Origin of the sequence: Siphonobacter sp. BAB-5385 (assembly GCF_002261125.1) — a bacterium.
In the GTDB taxonomy this organism is placed as follows: Bacteria; Bacteroidota; Bacteroidia; order Cytophagales; family Spirosomataceae; genus Siphonobacter.
Genome location: NZ_NMPS01000070.1, coordinates 24,165 through 45,618, shown reverse-complemented (window position 1 = coordinate 45,618; position 21,454 = coordinate 24,165). Strand labels below are relative to the sequence as shown.

Below are 21,454 nucleotides of genomic sequence, written 5' to 3'. Positions count from 1 at the left end.
CAGGGATATCCGTCCCCATCCAAAGCCCATTCACAAATAAAACACAGTATCACCATTACAAGTGAAATACTGTGTTTTAACAGACGCAAAGAAGGGACGTTAGTCGTTTTGTTCGACCACTAACTTCTCAATCAATAAAATTAAAATGTGAATCACTTTAATGTGAATCTCCTGAATACGATCCGCGTAGCCAAAATGCGGTACGCAGATTTCCACGTCGGCCTGTCCGGCCAGTTTGCCTCCATCTTTTCCGGTCAGAATCAATACCTTCATGCCCTTGGAACGGGCGGCTTCTACCGCTTTGATGATATTAGCCGAATTTCCGGACGTACTGATTCCAACCAGTACATCCCCGGCAAAGCCCATGCCTTCCACAAAACGGCTAAATACGTGATCGTAGCCGTAGTCATTGGATACGCAGGATAAATGACTCACGTCGGAAATCGCAATGGCCGGTAGTGATCGGCGATCGTTTCGGTAGCGACCCGTGAGTTCTTCGGCAAAGTGCATGGCATCACAATGCGAACCGCCGTTTCCGCAGGAAATGATTTTGTTGCCGTTCTGAATCGCCACAGCCAGTAAGCGGGCAGCGTCTTCAATGTGCTGACTATGTTTAGGATCGTTTAAAAAGCGATCCAGTACTTGTTGAGCTTCTGATAATTCCTGTTGAATAATCGACTGTAACATGGATAGTAAGGATTGGGCGTTCCGGGCCAAATCTTTCCCGAAACGCTGAACATTAAGCCGAAGCCCGGTAATACAAGGTTGAACAGTTTTCGGGACGAAGAATGTTACGGGCCGCCGCCTGAATCAGTTCGCCCGATACGGCCTGAATGCGTTCTGCTTCCATATTGGCCCATTCGACGTTTCCGGCGTTAGCCGCAAAAGCCAGATTCATCGCCCGATTCAGTAACTCAATTTCGGAGAAGGCTAGGGTGGCTTCAGCCTGATTTTTTACTTTAAGTACTTCCGATTCCATGGGTCCTTTCGCCAGCAGTTCATCAATGATTTCCTGAATGGCCTTTTCGCCTTCTTCAATTGATACGCCCTGATTCAGGTTACCCTGAATGACGAATAAGCCAGGTTCCAGACTACCCGTAGGATACGCATTAATGGAATTAAACAAAGCCTGTTCTTTCACCAGCTTGCGATACAGGCGTGACGATTTTCCCCGGCCCAGAATATCCGCCAGCAAATCGGCCGGATAATACCCGGCCTCGTACCGACCCGGCATGTGATAAACTTTATACAGAGCGTCCAGGGGTACTTTGGCTTCAACTTCCTGAAAACGGGCCTCGGTTTGTAAGGGCTCCTCAGGCAAAGCCCGTTGATACGGCTGACCGGCGGCAATGGGTTCAAACCATTTTTTGCTCAGGGTTTTTACCTGTTCTACGGTTACATTTCCGGCTACCACCAGCAAGGCATTGCTCGGCACGTAATACCGGAAAAAGAAGTTCCGCACATCTTCCAGCGTTGCTTCTTCGATATGGCTGATTTCCTTGCCGATGGTCGCCCAACTATACGGGTGTTTTGTGTACGCCAGGGGTCGAAGCTTCAGCCACACATCACCGTAGGGCTGGTTAAGGTAGCGTTGTTTGAATTCTTCAATCACCACATTTCGCTGTACTTCCAGCACCTGCGGATCGAAGGATAGCGACATCATCCGATCCGACTCCAGCCAGAAAGCCGTTTCCAGATTCGTCGCCGGTAAGGTGATGTAATAGTTAGTAATATCGGGCGACGTAAATGCGTTATTCTCCCCACCTACCCGTTGCAGAGGTGTATCGTAATCGGGAATGTGTTTCGAGCCGCCAAACATCAGGTGCTCGAAGAGGTGGGCAAATCCCGTTTTTTCGGGGTTTTCATCCCGCGAACCCACGTTGTACAAAATATTGACGGCTGCCATGGGCGTGGTGTGATCTTCGAGCACATATACCTGCAAGCCGTTATCCAGAGTAAAAGTCTGATAATGAATCATAGTCCTCAACCGGACGTATTTCGGCGAACGGTTAGTCCGCCGCATCCGTTTCCTTCCGACAAATCTACGGTTATGGGTTAAATGCACCCTATCTTTAACGGCTCAATGTTTTTAAAATTTCCAGCAAGTACCCCACTTTTTGCATACCCATTTGTAAACCCCAGTCATGAAAAATCATACCTATTTACGCCTTCTTCTGCTGCTTCCGTTCTTTATTTTCCAAATCCCTTCCGCTAAGTCTCAGATTCTCAACGATCGCGAAACCCAGCAGCAAGTCATTGAAGCCCTCAAAAACATTTACAATTTCGAATTCAAAGAAGCCGAACCTTTGCAACAAAAGATCAAAGCCAAATATCCGAATCACCCGGTCAATGCGTTACTACTGGCGATTCAGACCTACTGGCAGTACCTGCCCGTGTCTGAGAACGCTTCGGCGGCCAGTCGGTATCAGTCGTATCTGAATCAGTCGCTGGAACAGGCGGAACAGATGAAGTCCGTTGATAAACATGATACAGAAGCGACGTTTTTTCTGTTGGCCTCCCATAGTTATCTGGCGATGCTGGAATCGGACCGTGGCGAGTTTATGAAAGCCGCTTCGGAAGCCAAGCGTACTTATAACTACATGAAGAAAGGGTTCAAGCTGACGGAACAAAACCCGGAATTTTTCTTTTCAACGGGCCTCTATAATTATTACCGCGAACAGTATCCGCAGGATCACCCCATCGTAAAACCCATCATGGTCTTTTTTCAAAATGGCAATAAAACGCTGGGGTTGAAACAGATGGAAACGGGTTACCAGAGAGGCATTTTCACCAAAACGGAAGCCGCGTATTATCTGGTGTATGTCCTGATCAAACATGAAAGTAATCCAGCAAAAGCTCTGACTTACTCGACGCCTTTACTAAAAGAATATCCAAACAATCCGGTTTACCTGACGCGACACACGGAAGCTCTTACGCTGGCGGGCCGATACGCTGACGCCGAACCACTGGCTCAGCAACTAGCCCAGAAAAAACAAGTGGTTTTTAAATCATCGGGTGAAGTTTTTCTGGGATTGATTCTGGAAAAAGGAAAGAAAAACGATGCCGCTGCTGCTTCTTATTACCATAAAGCCCTGCAAAACAAAATAAGCGAACAGTATACGCAGGATTACCACGCCATGGCTTATTGCGGACTCGCCCGTATTGCGGATCGTTCCGGCAAGCAAGATCAGGCTCGGGAGTATTACAGGAAGGCTCAGAAACTGGCTGAATACCGAAGTACGATGGATGAAATTAAGCAGGCCTTGAAGTAATGCTGACGCTGTACTAAAGATTAAATGGGAATTAAAAAAGCCCCAAATAAAGCGTTTTGTAAATCAGCGGTACAAAAATTTTGAGTACGGATATAGCTTTATCCCTTGTGGAATAAGCTTTCGTATTTTATTCATTTTTCACCCTGATACCATGAAAACGTTCAGCATTGCTCTGTTACTGACCGCTCTTAGCTTCGGTTCATTCGCTCAACAGCCCGTAGTTGTAACCAAAAAAACGGTAACGAAGAAAAAAACGGAACACGTTTCCAGCAAAAAAACGACGAGCCCAACTTCTGAAGGAAGTAGCAAAAACGTCTCCAAGAAGGTAGAAACTTCGACTGTGAAAGGAGCCAATGGTGATACGAAGACCACCACCAAAACGGCAACCAAAACCAAGAAAAATCCTTAAAAACAAAGCAGGCGACTCTTACGGGCCGCCTGCTTTGTTTTTATCTCCTACTCGAATACATCGTATTTTTATCTTTAGCTTCCTACATTAAGCACACGTACTATCTAATTAGTACATACTCGCTCCCAGTTAAACTTACGTATATTCTAGGTTCAAAATAAATATCCGTACAAGAACGTTTTTACACATCTTAACTTATTCTGATTCAGAGATTAAATCATTAATTTTAAGGATTTAAATAGTTAGTAAAGTGAAACTAATTTTTACTATCAATTATCTACCTGTAACTATTTTTTCTTTGTATAAGAATTAATTTGATCAAAAGATTAGGATTAACTATGCTATTTTTCTTATGCTTCGCTTCCCTTTATTTTTGATGAAATCTCAATTAGGAAATCAAAAATATTCTTTTCATTTTCGCTCGCTGTTAGTAATTAATCCACCATTGTCCATCAAGTATGAAACAGTTATTTACCTTGACTTTACTAAGTCTGGTTGCGTTAACCTCGTGTCAAAAAACCAACTACGCGTACTTCGCCAAATCTACCCCACCGCTCATTGAACGTAAGAAAGTCGCTACTAAGCCTGACACCACCTCTATCCCGCTTATTCCTAAAAAAGAATTACTGGCTTCGGCCATTCCTGTTCTTTCAGCAGTTCCCAGTCTGGCAACTTCTATCCCAGCCCATGCCGTAACATCAGCCGAGGCCTCTGCCAGTCAGCAGACGAAAGTTGGGTTTCGTCAACGGTTACTGACGAAAATGGTTACGAAGAAGGTTCAAAAGCTTCACGCTAAAGCGAAGCGTACGGCTGATTCCCGGCGTACGGAACCCATTTCTGTCGTCTCTTTCATCGCTGGCTTCCTGGCTTTGCTGGACGTCTTATTGATCGGTAGCGGGCTTTTATTTTTACTGGGAGCGATTGTCGCTATTGTTTTCGGGTTTGTCGGATTAAGCAAGATTAACCGTCATAGCTCTGAATACAAAGGTCGTGGGTTTGCGATTACAGGTTTATCACTGGGCTTCTTTGGTCTTCTGCTGATCATCATTGCTCTCATTGCCTTATCTTCCCTCTCATTCTCCTGATTTGCTGGACAAATCGATACAATCACTAAAAAAGCGGCCCTACAAGAGCCGCTTTTTTACTACATCCTTACATAAATCCTTACTCGTTTTTCTTGCGTTCGGCTTCCAATGCCAGTATATTTTTATACGCAACCTTAATCGTATTGGGTACCTTTTCCAGCACTTTCACCTGCACATACTCTTCGCCTTCATTCTGGATTTCTACCTTCAGTTTTCGTAAAGGAATCTTGGCGGCTTGTGGCTGACTGGTACCGAAAATGTAGGTACCTTCTCCGTCATCCAGAATGGCCGTACGCGGCAGTGTATTCGAACTTTTCCGCTCGCTGGCTCCTACAATCTTCGCCCGAACGTTCATATCCGAGAAAATGATGTCATTCGTATGCGGGCGTTTGAAATTCACGTACAACGTAATTGCTCCATTTTCGGCATCCAGAGCCCGGGCTACGCTGGCTACGGTTCCCTGTACGGCTCCAATTTCCGAGTTTGGGAAGGTCAATTCTACCTTCTGCCCAACCTGAATTAACTCCGCGTCTTTCTCGTACACATATACGTTTGCCTGTAATTGTTCGGTATTCAGAATATCAACCAGCGGATCGGTTGGCGTCGCCAGCTTACCCAGATTCTGGTGTACTTTATAAACCGAACCGCTAATGGGAGCACGAATGATGAGTTCGGGTGAGACGACGGCTTTGCGAATATCGTTGAGTTGAGTGGCATTGAAGTCCAGCAGAGCCAATTTGGCTTTGAAGGCCTTTTCCCGCCCAATGGCCGCATTCAACTTGGCTTCCGTAGCCTGATAATCAGCCAGTACACCGACGTTACTTTTCCGCAATTCAGCCTGCCGCTTGAATTCAATTTCCAGGAAGTCGGCTTCACTTTTCGCCGTGATGTACTGATTTTTCAGCTCCAGAAACTCTCCACTGGTCAGTTTCATCAAGGGTTGTCCTTTCTTCACAAACTGGCCTTCCCGCACGTAAATCTGGTCGACATGACCTTCCACTTCACTGTGTACTTCGGATCTGCTATCCGGGAACAGTTTAATCTTTCCGTTGGCGTTGATAACCGGACGCAGTTGTCGATCTTCAAAACCCGTCAGATCAACGTTAACTGATTCAAGTTGCTTCATGGATAATTGCAAGGAATCCGCACTTACGCTTACCTGGGCCGGTTTTTCTTCCGCCTTGGATTCCGCGTCACTATCCGAACAACTACTTAAGAAGCCACTCAGGCCCAGCAGGGCCAACAGGGGCAAAAAGTTCTTTTTCATGGGTTATTCTCCTTTCAGGTATTGAATGGTGATGATCGAGTTATTGTAGTTCCGGACAACATCCAGGTATTCAGCCCGGATCTGGAACGCCTGCTGCAGGTTCAGCAGAAAGTTGTAGTAGCCAATGCTTCCCAGGCGGTAACTATCCTGAGCGGCTTTGACGATTTCGTCTGCCTGATTGAGGGCAAAGGTTTCATAATAGTCCAGCGACTCCCGGTAGGTGCGGTAATCCGACGCCGCTTTATCATAAGCACCCCGTAGCTCGTAGCCACTTAGCGAAATCTGTTGCTGGGCAATTTCAATATCCTTACGGGCCCCCGCCTGACGGGAACGGTACTGCCACTGCCAGAGCGGTACCGTCAGACCAAACTCCCAACGGTAGACCGCTGGTGTTTCCCTGCTGCCCTGATTCATGTAGCCTAATGAAATACCGGGTAATTGCCGGCTTTTTTCAACTTGCAGTAACTTTTCATTGTACCGGCGATTTTCTTCGAAATACGCTACCCGAGGGTTCGAAGAAAAAGACGTATCCGACGCTGAAATGGTCGAAGCGTAGTTCAGTCGTTTAAAATCTCCTCTGACTTTTCGTGTACTATCCGGAGCCAGCCCCGTCAGAATCCAGAGCTGGATACGGGAGCCGCGAAGCCGGGCTCGCGACTGTTTCAGATAAATCTGATTTTCACGGTATTGAGACTCGGCATTCAGGCGTTCAATTCGAGAAATTTGTCCGACATTCAGGCGTACGTCCGTCACCCGAACGAAATTCGAAAGCAGACTATCCTGCTTTTCGAAGTTCTGGATCACCCGTTCGTAGTACAGAATGTCGTTAAAAACCGAGCGAACCTGATACGAGAGTTCATTAAACGTCACGTTCTTTTCCGCCTGATTTACTTTCACCAGTTGTTTCTGAGCTCTTCGCTGGTTGCTGTAAACGGTAGGAAACTGGATCGTCTGGAAAAAACCCAACCGATAGTTCTCGCCACTCGGAGCCTGCGTGTAAATACGGGGTGGCTCAATATTGAGCGTTGCGGGCAAGAGTACCTGCTCCCGTTCAATTCGCAGATCGGCCAGACGCGTCTGGGGATTGTGTTGTCTGGTTAAGTTCAAAGCCTGATCCAGCGTTAGTTCGCGTACATCTTCAACAGCTCCTACTTCGGGTTTCGTAGGAATGGCCTGGTTAGGCGTGATCTGGGCCGTAGCAGCCAGCAGACCCGTAGCGAGTAGTAGAACAATGGTAGTGGTAACCGGTACCGCTTTGGCTTTTACACCACCCGTCAACCCACCTTTTTTCGGCTTCCCAGCGAACATGGCGTACAGAATCGGTAAGACAATGAGAGTCAGAACCGTAGCCGTCAGCAGACCCCCAATCACCACCGTTGCCAGGGGCTTCTGTACTTCTGAACCTACACTGGTTGACAAGGCCATGGGCATAAAGCCGAGTGCCGCCACAAACGAAGTCATCAGTACCGGGCGGAAGCGTTCTTCAATCCCTTTCAGTACCCGCTCGTTGGGGTCGTCGATCCCTTCATCACCCAGGGCGTTGAAGTGACTGACCAGTAGAATTCCATTCAATACTGCTACCCCAAACAGAGCGATAAAGCCAACCCCGGCGGAAATACTGAAGTTCATGTCCCGAATCAGCAGTGAGAATACCCCTCCCACCGCCGACAAGGGTACTACGGCGTAAATCAGGAAGCTGTCGCGGAAATTGCGGAAGGTCAGATACAACAGGCCAAAGATGACGAGCAGGGCAATCGGTACGACAATCGAAAGCCGGTCTTTCGCCCGTCCAAAGTTCTCGAAGTCGCCTCCGTAGTTGATCTCGTATCCCTTGGGGAGTTTTACTTTGGCGTCCACCTGTTTGATCACGTCGCTTACCACCGACTGCAAGTCACGGCCCCGGACGTTGAAGCCCAGGTTTACGACCCGTTTCATATTTTCGTGTACAATCTCCGAGGGTCCAATGGTTTCCGAGATGGTGGCAATGTCCCGCAATGGAATCGGGTTATTATTCTGATCGTTAATGAGCAGGTTTTCGATGTTTTCGGGACGCGTCCGGTCTTCGCCCGTCAGTCGAAGCGTTACGTCAAAACGACGATCATCTTCGTAGACCACACCCGCCGTCGCTCCCCCGAAGGCCATCTGAATGGCTCGGTTCACCTGTTCAACCTTGATTCCGTATACCGCCATCCGCTGCCGGTCGTAGTGAATATTCAACTGCGGCAGACCAAATACCTTGCTCCCTTTCACGTCTACGGCTCCGGGTACATTGCGTACGATCTGAATGATCTGCTTGGTTTTCTTTACCAGCGTATCCAGGTCCGTTCCGTATAACTGTACCACTACCTGCGTCCGGGCTCCGGAAATCATATCGTTGACCCGGCTTTCGATCGGTTGCGAAATGGCGTAGAGTGGACCGGGGAACTGCGACATATACTCATTCATCTTGATCGCCAGTTCCTGCTGATTGGTCGCCTTGGTCCAGTGCTTTTTATCCTTCAGTTCGACGTATACCTCTTGCGATTCCAGCGGCAAGGGATCGACTTTCACTTCGGACGTACCAATTTTTGAGACAACTCCTTCGACCTCATCCGGAAATTCTTTCATAATCCCCGCCTGAAAAATCTGGCTCTGGCGAATCGATTCCGTCAGTGGCGTACCCACGGGCAAATCCATATCCACGACCATGTCGCCTTCCTGAATCTGCGGCATAAACTCACCCCCGATTTTCCCGAAACCGATAATCCCGGCAGTCAGTACAGCCAGGGCAAACAGAATCACCGCCCATTTCACGCGTAAGCCCGCCCGTACCACGGGACGCAGTCCTTTAAGGAAGAACTGAACAATTTTTTCCGAGAAGCCATCGTGGTGTGCCGACTTCGGCGGTCGTAACATGACGGCACACATCATCGGTACGTAGGTAACCGCCAGTAACAAGGCCCCGATGATGGCAAAGGCTACCGTTTTGGCCATGGGCGAGAACATCTTACCCTCGATGCCCTGCAACGTCAGAATGGGAACGTATACGATGAGGATGATCAGTCCACCGAAAATCACCGATTTTTTTACTTCCGCCGCCGCCGAAATAACAACTTCCTGCCGATCCGCGAAAGTCATTTTCTTGCCTTGGAATTTACTCATACGTAGGGCCAGGAAAAGTACGGCGGACTCGACGACAATGATCGCGGGATCGACCAGCAAACCAAAGTCAATCGCTCCCAGACTCATCACGTTTCCAACCACTCCAAATTCCTTCATCCAGATAAAAGCAAAGAGCATGGCCAGCGGAATAACCGAAGCCGCGAGCAAACTGGCCCGCCAGTTGCCCAGGAAGATCAGAATGACAATCATGACGATGATGGCCCCTTCCACGAGGTTTTTTGCTACTGTTGCAATGGCGGCGTTCACCAGCTTCGAACGATCCAGGAAAGGCTCGATGGTGAGTCCAGGGGGCAATTCTTTCTGAATTTCGGTGAAACGCTCCTTCAAACGGGAAATTACTTCGTTTCCGTTGGCTCCTTTCATCATCAGAATGGAACCGCCGACGACCTCGCCCTCACCGTTGTTGGACAAAGCTCCAAAACGTAAAGCGTGGCCAAATTCTACATCGGCTACGTCTTTGACCAGAATGGGTACACTCCCGTTTTTCTTCACTACAGCATTGGCAATATCTTCGAGTGAAGCAGCCAGACCAATACCCCGAATGGTAAATGCCTTGTTTTCCTTTTCAATGTAGGCACCGCCCGTATTGCTGTTGCCCTTGTTCAGAGCTTCGTATAATTCATCTACCGTAACGCCCAGTGCCCGCATGCGGTCGGTTTTGATCTGAGCCTGATATTCTTTGGCGTATCCTCCGTAACCACTTACGTCGGCCACGCCGGGCAAACCGAGTAATTTACGCCGTACGACCCAATCCTGAATGGTACGGATTTCGGTCAGCGTATAGGGACTATTATTGAGGTCTTTCGGACGAATAACGTATTGAAAAATTTCGCCCAAACCCGTCGATACGGGTCCCAGGATGGGCGTACCGGCTCCTTCCGGAATTTCGGCCTGTACCTGTGTCAGGCGTTCAAAGACTTGCTGACGAGCCCAGTAGATATCCGTATCATCCGTGAAAATCAGTTTTACCACGGATGAACCAAATTTGGAATAGGAACGCACTTCCGTCAATCCCGGAATATTGGCCATGGCCATTTCCAGGGGCGTGGTGATGTATCGTTCAATTTCGAGAGAAGATAAATTCGGAGAATTGGTAATTACATCTACCTGCTGGTTGGTTACATCAGGTACTGCGTCAATGGGTAGTGTTTTTAATGAATAGCCACCCCAAATGGCCATTACCAGCACCAGAAGTCCAATCGTAAACGGACTTCGGACGCTGAATGCGATAATTTTATCGATCATAGCGGTCAGGGATACAACAAGGACTACCCTGTGTATCCATTGGTTTCAGTAAAGAATAAGCAACTGGCCCAGCCAGAAATAGCTGAGAAATGGAAAGGAGGAAATTAGTCCAACTGCGGGGGTGGACTAATCAAAACGCCATCAATCGATTGATAATGGCTGCAATACTGAAATAAACCGGCTTGTTTGAGAAGAATCAGCCAGAAACGCCGGGACTGAGAAGTTAATAGGGCAGCGTCGAGGTGATGGAAGTCGGAAACATGGTGGCTATGTTCTTCCCCGGAATTCGTATCCCAGTGTTCGTCATCTGGCGTACTGTCACTCTTCCAATACCGGATTTTTTTCTTACAATCCGGATCTTTGTCTGCCATAAAAGTAGAAGTATTTCTTTCTAAAGTACAATTATTTTCCACCCAGAAAGGTAAACCATAGGCGGAGGTACCTAGTAGAAAAAATACCATCAAACAGAGATACATTCGCATTATTATTCTGTTTGTCAACTTCTCTTTAACTAAAATCTGGCTATTAACTACTTCAAAGGAATTAAATTTTAATTAGAATTTCAAGTTATAAAGCAGATAAAATACAATTTCGATAGGTATTTGCGACCAATCCGGGGATTTTAGATAGGTAGCTGCTGGGGCTCTCAAGCCGATACGTGGGAGCACAAAAAAATGGGAAGAGCTAGGCTCTTCCCATTTTTACTACCCACTGACGCTGCCTTAAGCAGAAGCCAGATGCGGATTAGGTGTTAATTCTACATTGGGCGGTGTGTCCATACTGGTGAAGCGTTGCAGGAAACTTAAGACAGCTCCCGTATCTGGCAGACTGTAGCGAGCCAGCGTTTTCTGCTGCCCTACTTTAATAGTAATGGCCCGGTCGGCCAGTGTCCGGAACATGTCTTCATCGGTACGATCATCGCCAATGGCCAAAATAAAATCATACTGATCATCCGAGGCTAAACGGCTGGCAACGCTTCCTTTATCTACGCCCGTCACCCGTACCTCTACGACCTTGTTTCCATCAATTACCTGTAGCTGATGGCCCGTCAGTCCATGTAAGGTATCAATGAGCTCACGGGACTGGGCAAAACCCAGATCAGCTCCGGTATTCCGGTAATGCCAGGCTAGAGAGTGCGTTTTCTCTTCCACAAAGGTTCCCGGACAACGTTGTACGGCCAGATTCATGGCCTGCTGAATATTGCTTCGCCATTCGGGCAGAAAAGCTTCCGGGTTTTCCTGCCAGTTTCCATCCGGCAATCGTACCGCCGCTCCGTGTTCGGCAACCAGTTGAATCGAGAGCGATCCGAACCAGTTTTCCAGCGTCTTTTTATCCCGACCACTAATGATGACAATGCGATTCTGGGGTACATTAGCCAACTCGCTCAACAACTCAATCACTCGTTCACTGGGTCGGGCTAAATCGGGAAACTTAGCGAAGGGAACTAGCGTACCGTCGTAGTCCAGCAATAAAAGCCGCTTTTGGGCTTTCTGATAATTATCCATAAGTTCTTTGCGTAATGCCACATTCAGCAGGCGTACTTCCCACTGGTTTTGCTGGGCTTTAGCATTAAATAATTGGGTTAAAAAATCATCCGCCCACTGGACCACGTCATAGTCCCGAATACGGGTTTGCATGCGTTTGATTCGCTCAGCCTGCGTTTTAACGGGCATGGACAGGGCTTCTTCAATAGCTAAAGCCATCCCTACCCGATCCGTAGGATTAATAAGTAAAGCCTCGCCTAATTCAGCGGCGGCTCCGGCTACTTCACTGAGAATCAATACGCCTTGTTCGTCCTGGCGGGAGGCGATAAACTCTTTGGCTACTAGATTCATACCATCCCGAATTGGGGTGATTAATGCCACATCGCAAGCCGTGTAGTAGGCACACAGTTGCTCGAAGGAAAGACTGCGATACTGATAGACCAGCGGCTGCCAACTGACCGTAGCAAAACGCCCGTTGATCCGACCGATGTTTTCTTCGATCATCTGCTTCCGTTCCCCGTACGAAGTGATTTCGCTACGGGAGGGTACTACAACCATAACAAAGTTGATCTTACCGTGCCATTCCGGGTGGTTTTCCAGGAATTTCTCGTATCCCTGTAATCGGTTCAAGACGCCTTTCGTATAGTCAAGCCGATCCACCGAAAAGAGAAGTTTATTTCCCTGTAACTGCTGATGAATGGCTTCCCGCTCGGCGACAACTCCGGGCAGACGATAAGAGGAGTTGAACCGATCGTAGTCAATACTAATGGGAAAGAGATCAACACGTACCGGACGGTTGGGAATCTGAACAAAACGTAGTTTGCTTTCAATCCCTAACAGCCGTTGAACTGATTTTTCGAAATGCTGTACGTAATCGTTGGTATGGAATCCGATGAGGTCGGCTCCCAGCATTCCCTGCAGTAACCCTTCCCGCCAGCGGTTGGGCAACATGCGGTAAACCTCAAACGAGGGAAAAGGAATGTGCAGGAAGAAACCAATGGTTGCTTCCGGGCAACGCTCCCGTAACATGGCCGGTAATAACATCAAGTGGTAATCCTGTACCCATAGGACATCGTCAGGTTGATATAATTCGGCCAGACGATCCGCAAACACAGTGTTTGCCTGTTGATACGCCTGCCAATTGGGTTCTTTAAATTCAGCAAATGATGGAAAATAATGGAAGAGCGGCCAGATGGTTGAATTGGAAAGACCGTTGTAAAAACCATCATTCACATCATCATCAAGCCAGAGTGGCTCAATTTTAAATGTTCCGGTCGAACGTTTGCTCTGTTGAAATTCTTCCCAAAGCTCACGACTAAAATCAGCATTGCCTACCCATACTACTTCTTCGGGTTCAAAGGAAGAGCGGTCCTGAGCTTGTAGATAGCTTTTTAATGCGGTAGCCAAGCCACCCGCACTTTCCAGCAATTGTACGGTTGATTCCTGCCGTACTAACTGAATGGGTAATCGATTGGAAATTATGAAAAGTCGTTTCATAGAGTTCGGTGGCAGATTCATAGGCATTCCTTACAAAAACCCGCCCTAGGAGTGAAGAAACGGCTGGGCTGGGGAAAAACGAGGAATAGACTTCCAGTTTTTCCAGACATTGAGCGACGACAGTCTCCCCGAGGAATGCATGCTTAACCGTTCAAAAGAACAGGTATACGCATCTCAAAACGGGAAGATAACCGCGAACGCAACGGCTCGTTTCAGAAAATAAATGGGTCCTTTCGATAAAATAATCGTCTAGTTCGGACCAAACAGGAAGCAAAAGCAGGAAGGCTTTAAGCGACTCCTCCCATAATAAGCAGGTAAGCAATTCCGGCGACTAAGGTACCAATGCCAAGCAAAGGAGCATTTTCGAAATTCGGTAACAAGCGAAGATGACGTAATTTGCGACGGCGGAGCCTTGACCAGGCTAATACATGAATGGGTTCTACTATCATGGTCTAACTGGTTTTGTGCTGAACAAACGTAGGCATGAAGCCTTAGGCTGAGCTTAATGAATCATTAAAAACTACTTAAGGCGTCAAGCGAGCATTCCAGGCTGTATAATAATTAATGAATAGTTATATAAAAACTTAGGAATACCATGCCAAACTATACGTCATCCGTCAAAAAATAAAACTTTATACAATCGGCTGGTTTAGTACCTTTTTCGGTATCCAGCCTTACATCTTTACTGCTCATGTTATATCACGTTGTTCAGCCAGCCTATTGGTCGGCACTAGAGGAAGCAAATCCCTACACCCCCGAAACCTTTGCGGAAGAAGGGTTCATTCACCTGAGTACACAGGAACAGGTAGCGGGTGTACTGGAACGCTATTACGCGGGCGTGCGACCTTTATTAGTACTACACCTGGACGAAACCCGATTTTCAGCCCCTCTACGCTACGAAGCGTCTACCGGGGGCGAACTCTTCCCTCATCTGTACGGTCCGCTCAATCGGGACGCCATCGTACAAATTGAGACGCTGCCGGAAGTTTAGCGGTACAGGTTTTTTGGTGGTAAAGCTGAAACAACCTTCCAGTCAATGCAATCGCTTCCCTACGAAACTCTCCGCCTCGGCGTTATTGGCATGGGCGGATTTGGGCTATTTGCTACCCAACACTTCTTACAGGTTCCTGATACCCAACTTATTGCTATTGCCGGCACCTTCCGCGAACAGGCAAAACAGGCCGCTCGCCGGTTTAAAGCCGATCTGCTGGAAACACCCGAAGAATTAGCAACCCGTACGGATGTAGATGTCATTTATCTGGCTACGCCTCCTTCCCTGCACTATGAACAGGCCATGCTTTGTCTGCGAAACGGCAAGCACGTCATTTGTGAAAAACCACTGGCACTCACGCCCGACCAGGGCAGGGAAATGCTGGCACTCGCCAAAGAACGGGGTCTAGTCATTATTACCAATCTGATGCAACGGTACAATCCCATGATTGGCCGGGTTCAGCAGATCATCAAGCGTAATTTACTGGGAAAACCCATTCACGGTTTCTTTGAAAACTACGCCAGCGATGAAGGCCTGGCTCCTACCCACTGGTTCTGGAATCGGGAGATTAGTGGCGGTATTTTTATCGAACACGCCGTTCACTTTTTCGATTTATTTGAATACTGGCTGGGAGCCGGAACGGTCGTGGCCGCCCAACGGGTCTTACGGCCCGAAAGCGGTATTGAAGAACAGGTACAAGCCATTGTGAAATACGAAAACGACATACTCGTTAATTTTTACCACGGCTTCACGCAGCCGGGCCGCTTGGACCGTCAGGAATTACGAATCGTATTTGAGCACGGAGATATTACGCTCGAAGAATGGGTACCTACCCGACTGACGTTGCGGGGCATTGTCAACGAAGAACAAACCCAGCAGTTACTCGACATCTTCCCGGGGGCCCGGCTGAATATTTCGGCCTCCTACGGCGGTCCGGAACGGCAACAGCGGGGTCGGCATAAAGACATTGAAGCGTTCCAGAAAATAGAGCTTCATTTCGGGGATGAAACGAATAAGCAACACCTCTACGGGGATTTGCTCCGGGATTTCTTCACCGAGCAATCGGACTATTTGCGGGGTCGCGTTACCAAGCGAAAAAGTACGGAAGAAAACGGCTTACGTTCCCTTGAATTAGCGTATCAGGCCAGTCAGATGGCTCAGTAGTCAAGAAAAAGCCCCGAACACTGAAAAAGGTTCGGGGCTTTTTGATAGAATTCCTTATACCGAAGGATGCTACGCTATTCTTCATCCAGTTTCGGATAATCCGTGTACCCTTTTTCACCGGGCGAATAAAAAGTACTGGGATCGCCTTCAGCTAGCGGAGCTTCCTGCTTGAAACGTTCGGGTAAATCCGGATTCGCGATAAATGGGGTTCCAAATGAAATCAAATCCGCCACTCCGGTTTCCAAGTCTTTCTCCGCCCCCTCTTTCGTATATCCTCGATTGAGAATCAGTGTACCTGGAAAAACCTGTCGCACATACTGCCGAAGGGCTGTGTATCCTTCCTCTTCGCTTGCATTAATGAGGTGAATGTACGTAACATACTCGCCCAGTTGCTCAGCCAAATACCTGTAAATTTCATCAAACTCTGGCTGATAAGGCATATCATTCATTTCGCCGTAGGGCGACAAACGAATGCCCACGCGGTCTTTTCCGATGGCTTCCGCCACTTGGCGGGCTATTTCCAGTGTGAAGTGAGCGTATTTCTCGGTGGTTCCGCCGTACGCGTCTGTCCGTTGGTTGGTCGTGGGGCGAATGAACTGTTCGATCAGATACCCGTTGGCTGCATGAAGTTCGACGCCGTCGAACCCGGCGGTAATGGCATTGGTAGCCGCCTGTACAAACTCCAGAACGGCATCGTGCACTTCGCCTTCGGTCATGGCGTAGGGTACGGGATGGGCTTGTACTCCCTCCTGATCCGTACGCATGTTACCCTTGGCCCGTACCTCCGAGGGAGCAACAATCAAGGCTCCTTCGTGCATATTCAGGCTATGCGAAATACGTCCGGTATGCATGAGCTGTACGAAGATTTTCCCGCCGCGGTCATGTACGGCTTCCGTCACTTTTCGCCAGCCCAAAATCTGCTCTTCGTTCCAGATACCAGGGATACGGGCATAGCCTTCCCCGTTGATGGAAGGGCTGGTTCCTTCCGTAATAATCAGTCCCGCCGATGCCCGCTGAGCATAGTATAGAGCCATGTGTTCGGTAGGAATATGGTCGACACTGGCCCGGTTTCGCGTCATGGGAGCCATAACGATGCGATTATTCAGGCTTAAATTTCCCAGCGTCAGGGGCGTAAACAAGCGTAAATCACTCATAAAAACGATAGGATTACGGGCTATTCTTTGAAAAAGGATCGAACTTTTATTCTTTTAATTGATTTTTACGCCTGATTTTCACCCTGTCTTTGTCTTGCGATGACCATTCACATTCGAACGCTTTTGCCCGAAGACGAAACGGATTTAGTATTTCTAGCTAATAACCGTTCGATTTATGATAATGTTCGAGATATTTTTCCGCATCCCTATACCCCAGAAGATGCCCGGGGCTGGATTGACTACTGCCGCAGTCAGCCGACGCTAAATGCCGCTATCGCAGTCGATGATCGTTTTGCCGGCTGTGTAGGACTGATTCCGGGACAAGATATTCACCGGGTAAGTGCAGAAATTGGGTACTGGCTGGGCGAACCTTTCTGGGGAAAGGGCATCATGACGACGGCCCTTGACTTGTGGGTGAAGCATATCTGGCAGACGTTTCCGGAGGTACACCGCTTATGGGCGGGCGTTTTTGCGTTTAACACGGCCTCGATGCGGGTACTGGAGAAAGTGGGCTTTGAGCAAGAAGCCGTTTTAAAACAAGCTATGATTAAAAATCAGGTATTGGTTGACGAACACCTCTACAGTCTACGCCGTTCCTGATTTTCAACGGACTCGTCCTCGCTAGCGACGATGATTATATACCATGAAGGCAAAAAGCAGAATCCATAGGATATCAACGAAATGCCAGTACAAAGTCATGAGGTTTAGCTTCAGCTGGTTGGGCGGGTTGACGCTGTAAACATAAGCGTCCAAATACTTGTGATTCCGAAGGGCTTCCCAGAAGCTACGAGCCAGAAAGAATAGTCCACCCACAATATGCAGTACGTGTAATCCGGAAATCATGTAGATAAAGGCACCGGCCGGACTTCCCTGCATGGAGATACCCCGTTGCAGCATTTCGTTCCATCCAATGATTTGTAGCACCACAAAGCTAACGCCCAGGGCCAGCGTCAGCCCGAGCATAATCCGGTAATTCAGAAAATGTTCTTTCCTGAACGCTGATTTGGCCGAATGAAGGGTAGCACTACTGGCAAGAATCACAGCCGTTGAAAGCCAGAAAATACGGGGCAGGGTGACATTGTCCCAGTTCGTATCCCCGTGTCGCCGCAGGATGTAAGCCAGCAGAACAAAAACGAAGATCAGCACGCTGCCGAACATGGCCAGGCGTAACATAAATCCAAAAGGCTCGCGGCGTTTACTAAGCCAGGTCATAGATTCAGATGGGCGTTTTTGGTCCCCGGCTTTTAGCTGTTTTCGTTCGTCTTTCATGGGCATGTAAGAAATAGCGGTATCAAAACTGCCTAGCTGCAACTAAAAACCGTTGACTCACTTAAAATTTTCCCTGCCAGGTGGTGAGCTGTGGAAACAGAGCCTCAGGTACTTCTCCTTCAAAAATACCATACACGGTCGAACCAGACCCCGACATACTGGCATAAGCAGCACCGGCTTCGTAAAGCTGTTCTTTGATCTGAGCAAGCTGAGGATACTTGGGAAATAACGACTGCTCAAAATCATTCGTTAGGGATGCTTTCCAGGTAGAAAGGGGTTGTTGTACTACTTGCGTCCAGTGAGCTTCAGCCGCCCGTGGGCGAATGCCCGCGTACGCTTCGGCAGTTGAACTGTGAAGGTCTGGATAAACCAATAGAATCGACTTTCCAGCTAAATTAAGCATGATTTCTGAAAACTCATCGCCTTTTCCAAAGCAGAATTTTGCTTCGTTCCGAATGAAGAAGGCACAATCACTGCCCAGCGGACGAGCGTACGCTTCGAGGGCTTCCTCACTGAGCTTCAGATTAAAGAGTGCATTGAGCAGTTTGAGCGTAAACGCGGCGTCGGAAGAGCCGCCACCGAGTCCGGCTCCGATGGGTACTACTTTATGCAGGTGGATTCGCACAGGGGACAGATCGAAATCCTGTCGTAGCAGTTCATAGGCCCGCAGACACAGGTTGGTCGAGGCTTCGCCCGGAATCGGCAAACCCGTACTCCGGAAGCTTGTTTCCGAAGCAGGCAGAATTTCGAGCACGTCACTCCAGCCTACGGGTACAAACACGGACTCCAGGTTGTGATACCCATCCGAACGTTTTTCGGTAATGTATAAGCCAAGGTTAATTTTGGCGTTGGGAAAAGCAACCATACTAGTTTTTCAAACGAAGTCGGCTAGGATTTCGGTTCTTCGGCTACCCGAACCGTGTCACGGTTATGTCGGTGATTGCCACTTTTGGAACAACCGGCACAACTCATCAGCCCCAGGCCGAGTAAGAGCAGTAAACAATAAAATTTCATAGCGATTTACCCACTTTTGAAGTGATCTGTATGGTAAACCGGCGATTGGCGTTTTCGTTCCGGGGATCGCGTGATTTCCCAAAATGTCCACTGCCTACAATCAGCACTTCACAATTCTTGAACTGATCGAAGTTGATGCCGTTTTGCTTCCAGAAATCCACCAGAGCCAAGGCCCGGCGATAACTGAGTTCGTACCCATTCTGACGCCCGAAACTGCTCTGCCAGTTATCGTTTGCCCGTTGGGCATTCCCTTCTACCACAACCATATAACTGACGTCTGGGTTTTCTTTGGCTACGTTCTTGATTTTTCGGAACAGTACTTTACCCGCTTCGAGCAGGCCGCTACGGGTACGGGCGTCGAGTTCGCTCATATCGGCCCGGTTGGGTTTAAAATTAACGTCCACCCCCAATCGAAACCGTTTGTTGTTTTCATCATAGCGAAAATAGGTTCCGTTCAGCTCCTGCAATGCCCGCTCGATGGTCTGAATTTTCTGGTATTTCAGGGCATCGTTGATATACCCCTCCTCTTTTGACTTTAGAATGGCGACCGTCAGCACATACAGCACCAGCATGACGAAGAACAGACTCGTCATGAGATCGGTATAACTCGGCCAGAAAAAATCGGTATGTCTGGTTTTCAATGATTTGATTGACTAATAACGTTAAGAAGCTCGCCCCGATTTTTAATCGGGGTGGATTGGTTTCGCGTCTGAGACCCTTAGCCAGCTACGCCGCGATCATTCCATGACGGTTATAAATCGGGGTAAGCGAGCTTAACTCTTCGCTGAGAACATGCGTCCCCAGGCCCCTTTTTCCATCCGTTTCACCATGCGTTCGATGAGTTGCAGGGTTTGGCCCTGCTGACGGCTTAAAGCTTCGAGTTGCTGACGGATCTGCTCCTGCCGTTGGGCATTTTCTTTCTGGTAGAGTCCGGCATTACGTTCGAGCAGCTCCAGGTAATCGAGCTTGCTGAGTTTATCGCGATTTTGGGTGAAATACTGATCCGTCGCGTTGATTTCCCGAATTTTGATGTCTTCAATACTTTTCAACTGATCGTGGATGGTACGATCCAGTGCCCGCAGACTTTGATCGATCAAGTCATCGTACTGCCCTACCTTGTTATTAAAGGCCTGCCCATGCTGGTCCAGTTGCTTGAAATGACTCGTCAGGTACAGATATAGATCCTGCGATTGTTGAAGGCTTTTGGAAATCTGCACGGAAATGTCTTCGACGTTTTGCGTACGCTCGACGATTTTCTGCGTATTATCCACCAGTCCATTCAGTTGATTGAGGTAGTAGCCGAATTTCTCCAGCGAATCCAGACTATTGTCCAACTGACTCAGCACCTGAATGTTAAAGCTAGCGACCCGATTCAAATCCACTTTTTGCAGCATATCCAATGCTTTCTGCTGGGCCATCAATGACGCGTGGTTTTTATCCACCATGCCACTCAGTTCCTGCACATTGTCCCGAAAGGTGGTACTGAAGTCCTGAATACTCCGGTTAAGCGTCGCAAAGATGCCCGCGTTCACGCCTTCGGAAAGAATGGGTAATAACTCCGTTTGGAGGAAAGAGAAAAAGCCCTGTTTACGGCTCTCCAAGGTAGCTTTGGCATTGCGGAACGTCCAGGAATTAAGTACCGTCAGCAGCAGACCCGCTAAACTCGCCAACATGGCAATTTTCACGCCGCCAATGAGGTTATTAACACCTTCGCCCTGTAAAAAGCTGGCTGACCCTACGGCTGGCATGGCAAACAGACCGATCACAATACCCGCCATGGTACCCATCAGACCCAGGTACAGGGGAATGGGCATGGTCAGATTAATGCCTTCTTCTTCCGCATCCAGATTCCGTTCGGTAATGTCGCGTAACAAATTAAAATCCGCCAACGAGGTACGATTGCGGATCAGGTAGGTATTGATGCTTTCAAGAATTTTGCCGATGCCCTCGGTTTTATCCGTCGAGACAATCAGAGGCAACTCCAGCGTTTCGCGACCCGGATTCATGGTTTTGAAATTCCAGAGGTCCTGGCGTATCTGCTGTAACTCCACCTCTGCTTCCGCCCGCATGACCTCGTGGAGCTCTTTGGAAAGGAGTACGACCAGTTGATCTTCCCGACGGGTCAATTCTTCGAGTTGCAGATCATTGACGTGCGTACGTTGCGAAAGACTCTCGATCTGTTTGAGTACTTCGGCGGTGGACAACTGTTCCAGATCCTGCCGCAGTATCCGGTACCTCCGAAGGCTAAAGACGGAACCTTCAGGAATTAATTCGCGAAATCGACTAATTCTACCCCGTGTATCCAGCCATACCCAGCCCTGAGCTACCAGAATTCCGAGGATAATGACGATTTCTATTAGTTGGGTCATGTGGGATTTTCGTTTGATACTTAGGCTTTGGGGTAGTTACGTGTAGGCACCCGAAGGTACTGACACGTAACT

Annotated in this window: 18 protein-coding genes; 6 read left to right on the top strand and 12 right to left on the bottom strand. The window is 48.3% G+C overall.

Translation table 11 applies throughout. From position 1 onward, the window contains the following. Positions 1 to 99 precede the first annotated feature (99 nt). Both lpcA and BWI93_RS06445 read right to left on the bottom strand, forming a co-directional pair. Complete coding sequence (lpcA, locus tag BWI93_RS06450; protein ID WP_094809351.1) at positions 100 to 687, bottom strand: D-sedoheptulose 7-phosphate isomerase; 588 nt, start codon at positions 685 to 687, stop codon at positions 100 to 102. Between the two features lie 52 nt (positions 688 to 739). Continuing rightward, positions 740 to 1,978, bottom strand: coding sequence for a pitrilysin family protein (locus BWI93_RS06445; RefSeq protein WP_094809349.1), 1,239 nt, complete (start codon positions 1,976 to 1,978; stop codon positions 740 to 742). A gap of 166 nt (positions 1,979 to 2,144) precedes the next feature. Here BWI93_RS06445 and BWI93_RS06440 point away from each other — a divergent pair, with 166 nt between their 5' ends. From BWI93_RS06440 to BWI93_RS06430, 3 genes are all read left to right on the top strand, one after another. Continuing rightward, a complete protein-coding gene (locus BWI93_RS06440; protein ID WP_094809347.1) occupies positions 2,145 to 3,272 on the top strand; it encodes a hypothetical protein in 1,128 nt (375 codons plus the stop codon). Between the two features lie 151 nt (positions 3,273 to 3,423). Next, the gene (locus BWI93_RS06435; protein ID WP_094809345.1) at positions 3,424 to 3,681 is read left to right on the top strand and encodes a hypothetical protein; all 258 of its coding nucleotides are present in this window, start codon (positions 3,424 to 3,426) and stop codon (positions 3,679 to 3,681) included. Between the two features lie 458 nt (positions 3,682 to 4,139). Beyond that, entirely contained in the window at positions 4,140 to 4,766 is a 627-nt protein-coding gene (locus BWI93_RS06430) for a DUF4190 domain-containing protein (protein ID WP_094809343.1), read from the top strand. 79 nt (positions 4,767 to 4,845) lie between these two features. Here the strand turns inward: BWI93_RS06430 and BWI93_RS06425 are convergent, their stop codons facing one another. From BWI93_RS06425 to BWI93_RS06410, 4 genes are all read right to left on the bottom strand, one after another. Then, positions 4,846 to 6,033, bottom strand: a complete 1,188-nt coding sequence (locus BWI93_RS06425) for an efflux RND transporter periplasmic adaptor subunit (RefSeq protein WP_094809341.1) — start codon at positions 6,031 to 6,033, stop codon at positions 4,846 to 4,848. Positions 6,034 to 6,036: 3 nt separating this feature from the next. After that, positions 6,037 to 10,440, bottom strand: a complete 4,404-nt coding sequence (locus BWI93_RS06420) for a CusA/CzcA family heavy metal efflux RND transporter (protein ID WP_094809339.1) — start codon at positions 10,438 to 10,440, stop codon at positions 6,037 to 6,039. Positions 10,441 to 10,544: 104 nt separating this feature from the next. After that, the gene (locus tag BWI93_RS06415; protein WP_141217375.1) at positions 10,545 to 10,811 is read right to left on the bottom strand and encodes a hypothetical protein; all 267 of its coding nucleotides are present in this window, start codon (positions 10,809 to 10,811) and stop codon (positions 10,545 to 10,547) included. Between the two features lie 351 nt (positions 10,812 to 11,162). Next, positions 11,163 to 13,421, bottom strand: coding sequence for a bifunctional alpha,alpha-trehalose-phosphate synthase (UDP-forming)/trehalose-phosphatase (locus BWI93_RS06410; RefSeq protein ID WP_176454152.1), 2,259 nt, complete (start codon positions 13,419 to 13,421; stop codon positions 11,163 to 11,165). A gap of 691 nt (positions 13,422 to 14,112) precedes the next feature. Between BWI93_RS06410 and BWI93_RS06405 the strand changes: the two genes are divergently transcribed. Both BWI93_RS06405 and BWI93_RS06400 read left to right on the top strand, forming a co-directional pair. Further along, positions 14,113 to 14,412, top strand: coding sequence for a DUF952 domain-containing protein (locus BWI93_RS06405; RefSeq protein WP_094809333.1), 300 nt, complete (start codon positions 14,113 to 14,115; stop codon positions 14,410 to 14,412). A 45-nt stretch (positions 14,413 to 14,457) separates the two neighbouring features. Continuing rightward, positions 14,458 to 15,576: a Gfo/Idh/MocA family protein gene (locus BWI93_RS06400; protein ID WP_094809331.1), complete on the top strand. Its 1,119-nt coding sequence runs from the start codon at positions 14,458 to 14,460 to the stop codon at positions 15,574 to 15,576. A 74-nt stretch (positions 15,577 to 15,650) separates the two neighbouring features. Here BWI93_RS06400 and BWI93_RS06395 read toward each other — a convergent pair whose 3' ends face one another. Continuing rightward, positions 15,651 to 16,730 (bottom strand): alkene reductase, encoded by a 1,080-nt coding sequence (locus tag BWI93_RS06395; RefSeq protein ID WP_094809329.1) that lies wholly within the window; start codon positions 16,728 to 16,730, stop codon positions 15,651 to 15,653. A gap of 99 nt (positions 16,731 to 16,829) precedes the next feature. On the opposite strand from BWI93_RS06395, the gene BWI93_RS06390 reads away from it, so the two are divergent. Further along, complete coding sequence (locus BWI93_RS06390; protein WP_094809327.1) at positions 16,830 to 17,330, top strand: GNAT family N-acetyltransferase; 501 nt, start codon at positions 16,830 to 16,832, stop codon at positions 17,328 to 17,330. 21 nt (positions 17,331 to 17,351) lie between these two features. On the opposite strand, the gene BWI93_RS06385 is transcribed toward BWI93_RS06390, so the two are convergent. The 5 genes from BWI93_RS06385 to BWI93_RS06370 all read right to left on the bottom strand — a co-directional run bounded on the left by BWI93_RS06385 (position 17,352) and on the right by BWI93_RS06370 (position 21,382). Further along, a complete protein-coding gene (locus tag BWI93_RS06385; protein ID WP_255157749.1) occupies positions 17,352 to 17,942 on the bottom strand; it encodes a cytochrome c oxidase subunit 3 in 591 nt (196 codons plus the stop codon). Positions 17,943 to 18,060: 118 nt separating this feature from the next. Then, positions 18,061 to 18,864, bottom strand: coding sequence for a 4-(cytidine 5'-diphospho)-2-C-methyl-D-erythritol kinase (gene ispE / locus BWI93_RS06380; RefSeq protein WP_094809325.1), 804 nt, complete (start codon positions 18,862 to 18,864; stop codon positions 18,061 to 18,063). A gap of 23 nt (positions 18,865 to 18,887) precedes the next feature. After that, positions 18,888 to 19,013: a hypothetical protein gene (locus BWI93_RS28585; protein WP_255157748.1), complete on the bottom strand. Its 126-nt coding sequence runs from the start codon at positions 19,011 to 19,013 to the stop codon at positions 18,888 to 18,890. Beyond that, entirely contained in the window at positions 19,010 to 19,654 is a 645-nt protein-coding gene (locus BWI93_RS06375) for a hypothetical protein (protein WP_255157747.1), read from the bottom strand. The genes BWI93_RS28585 and BWI93_RS06375 overlap by 4 nt, the downstream gene beginning before the upstream one ends. A gap of 132 nt (positions 19,655 to 19,786) precedes the next feature. After that, positions 19,787 to 21,382, bottom strand: a complete 1,596-nt coding sequence (locus BWI93_RS06370; protein WP_094809323.1) for a hypothetical protein — start codon at positions 21,380 to 21,382, stop codon at positions 19,787 to 19,789. Between the last annotated feature and the right edge of the window lie 72 nt (positions 21,383 to 21,454).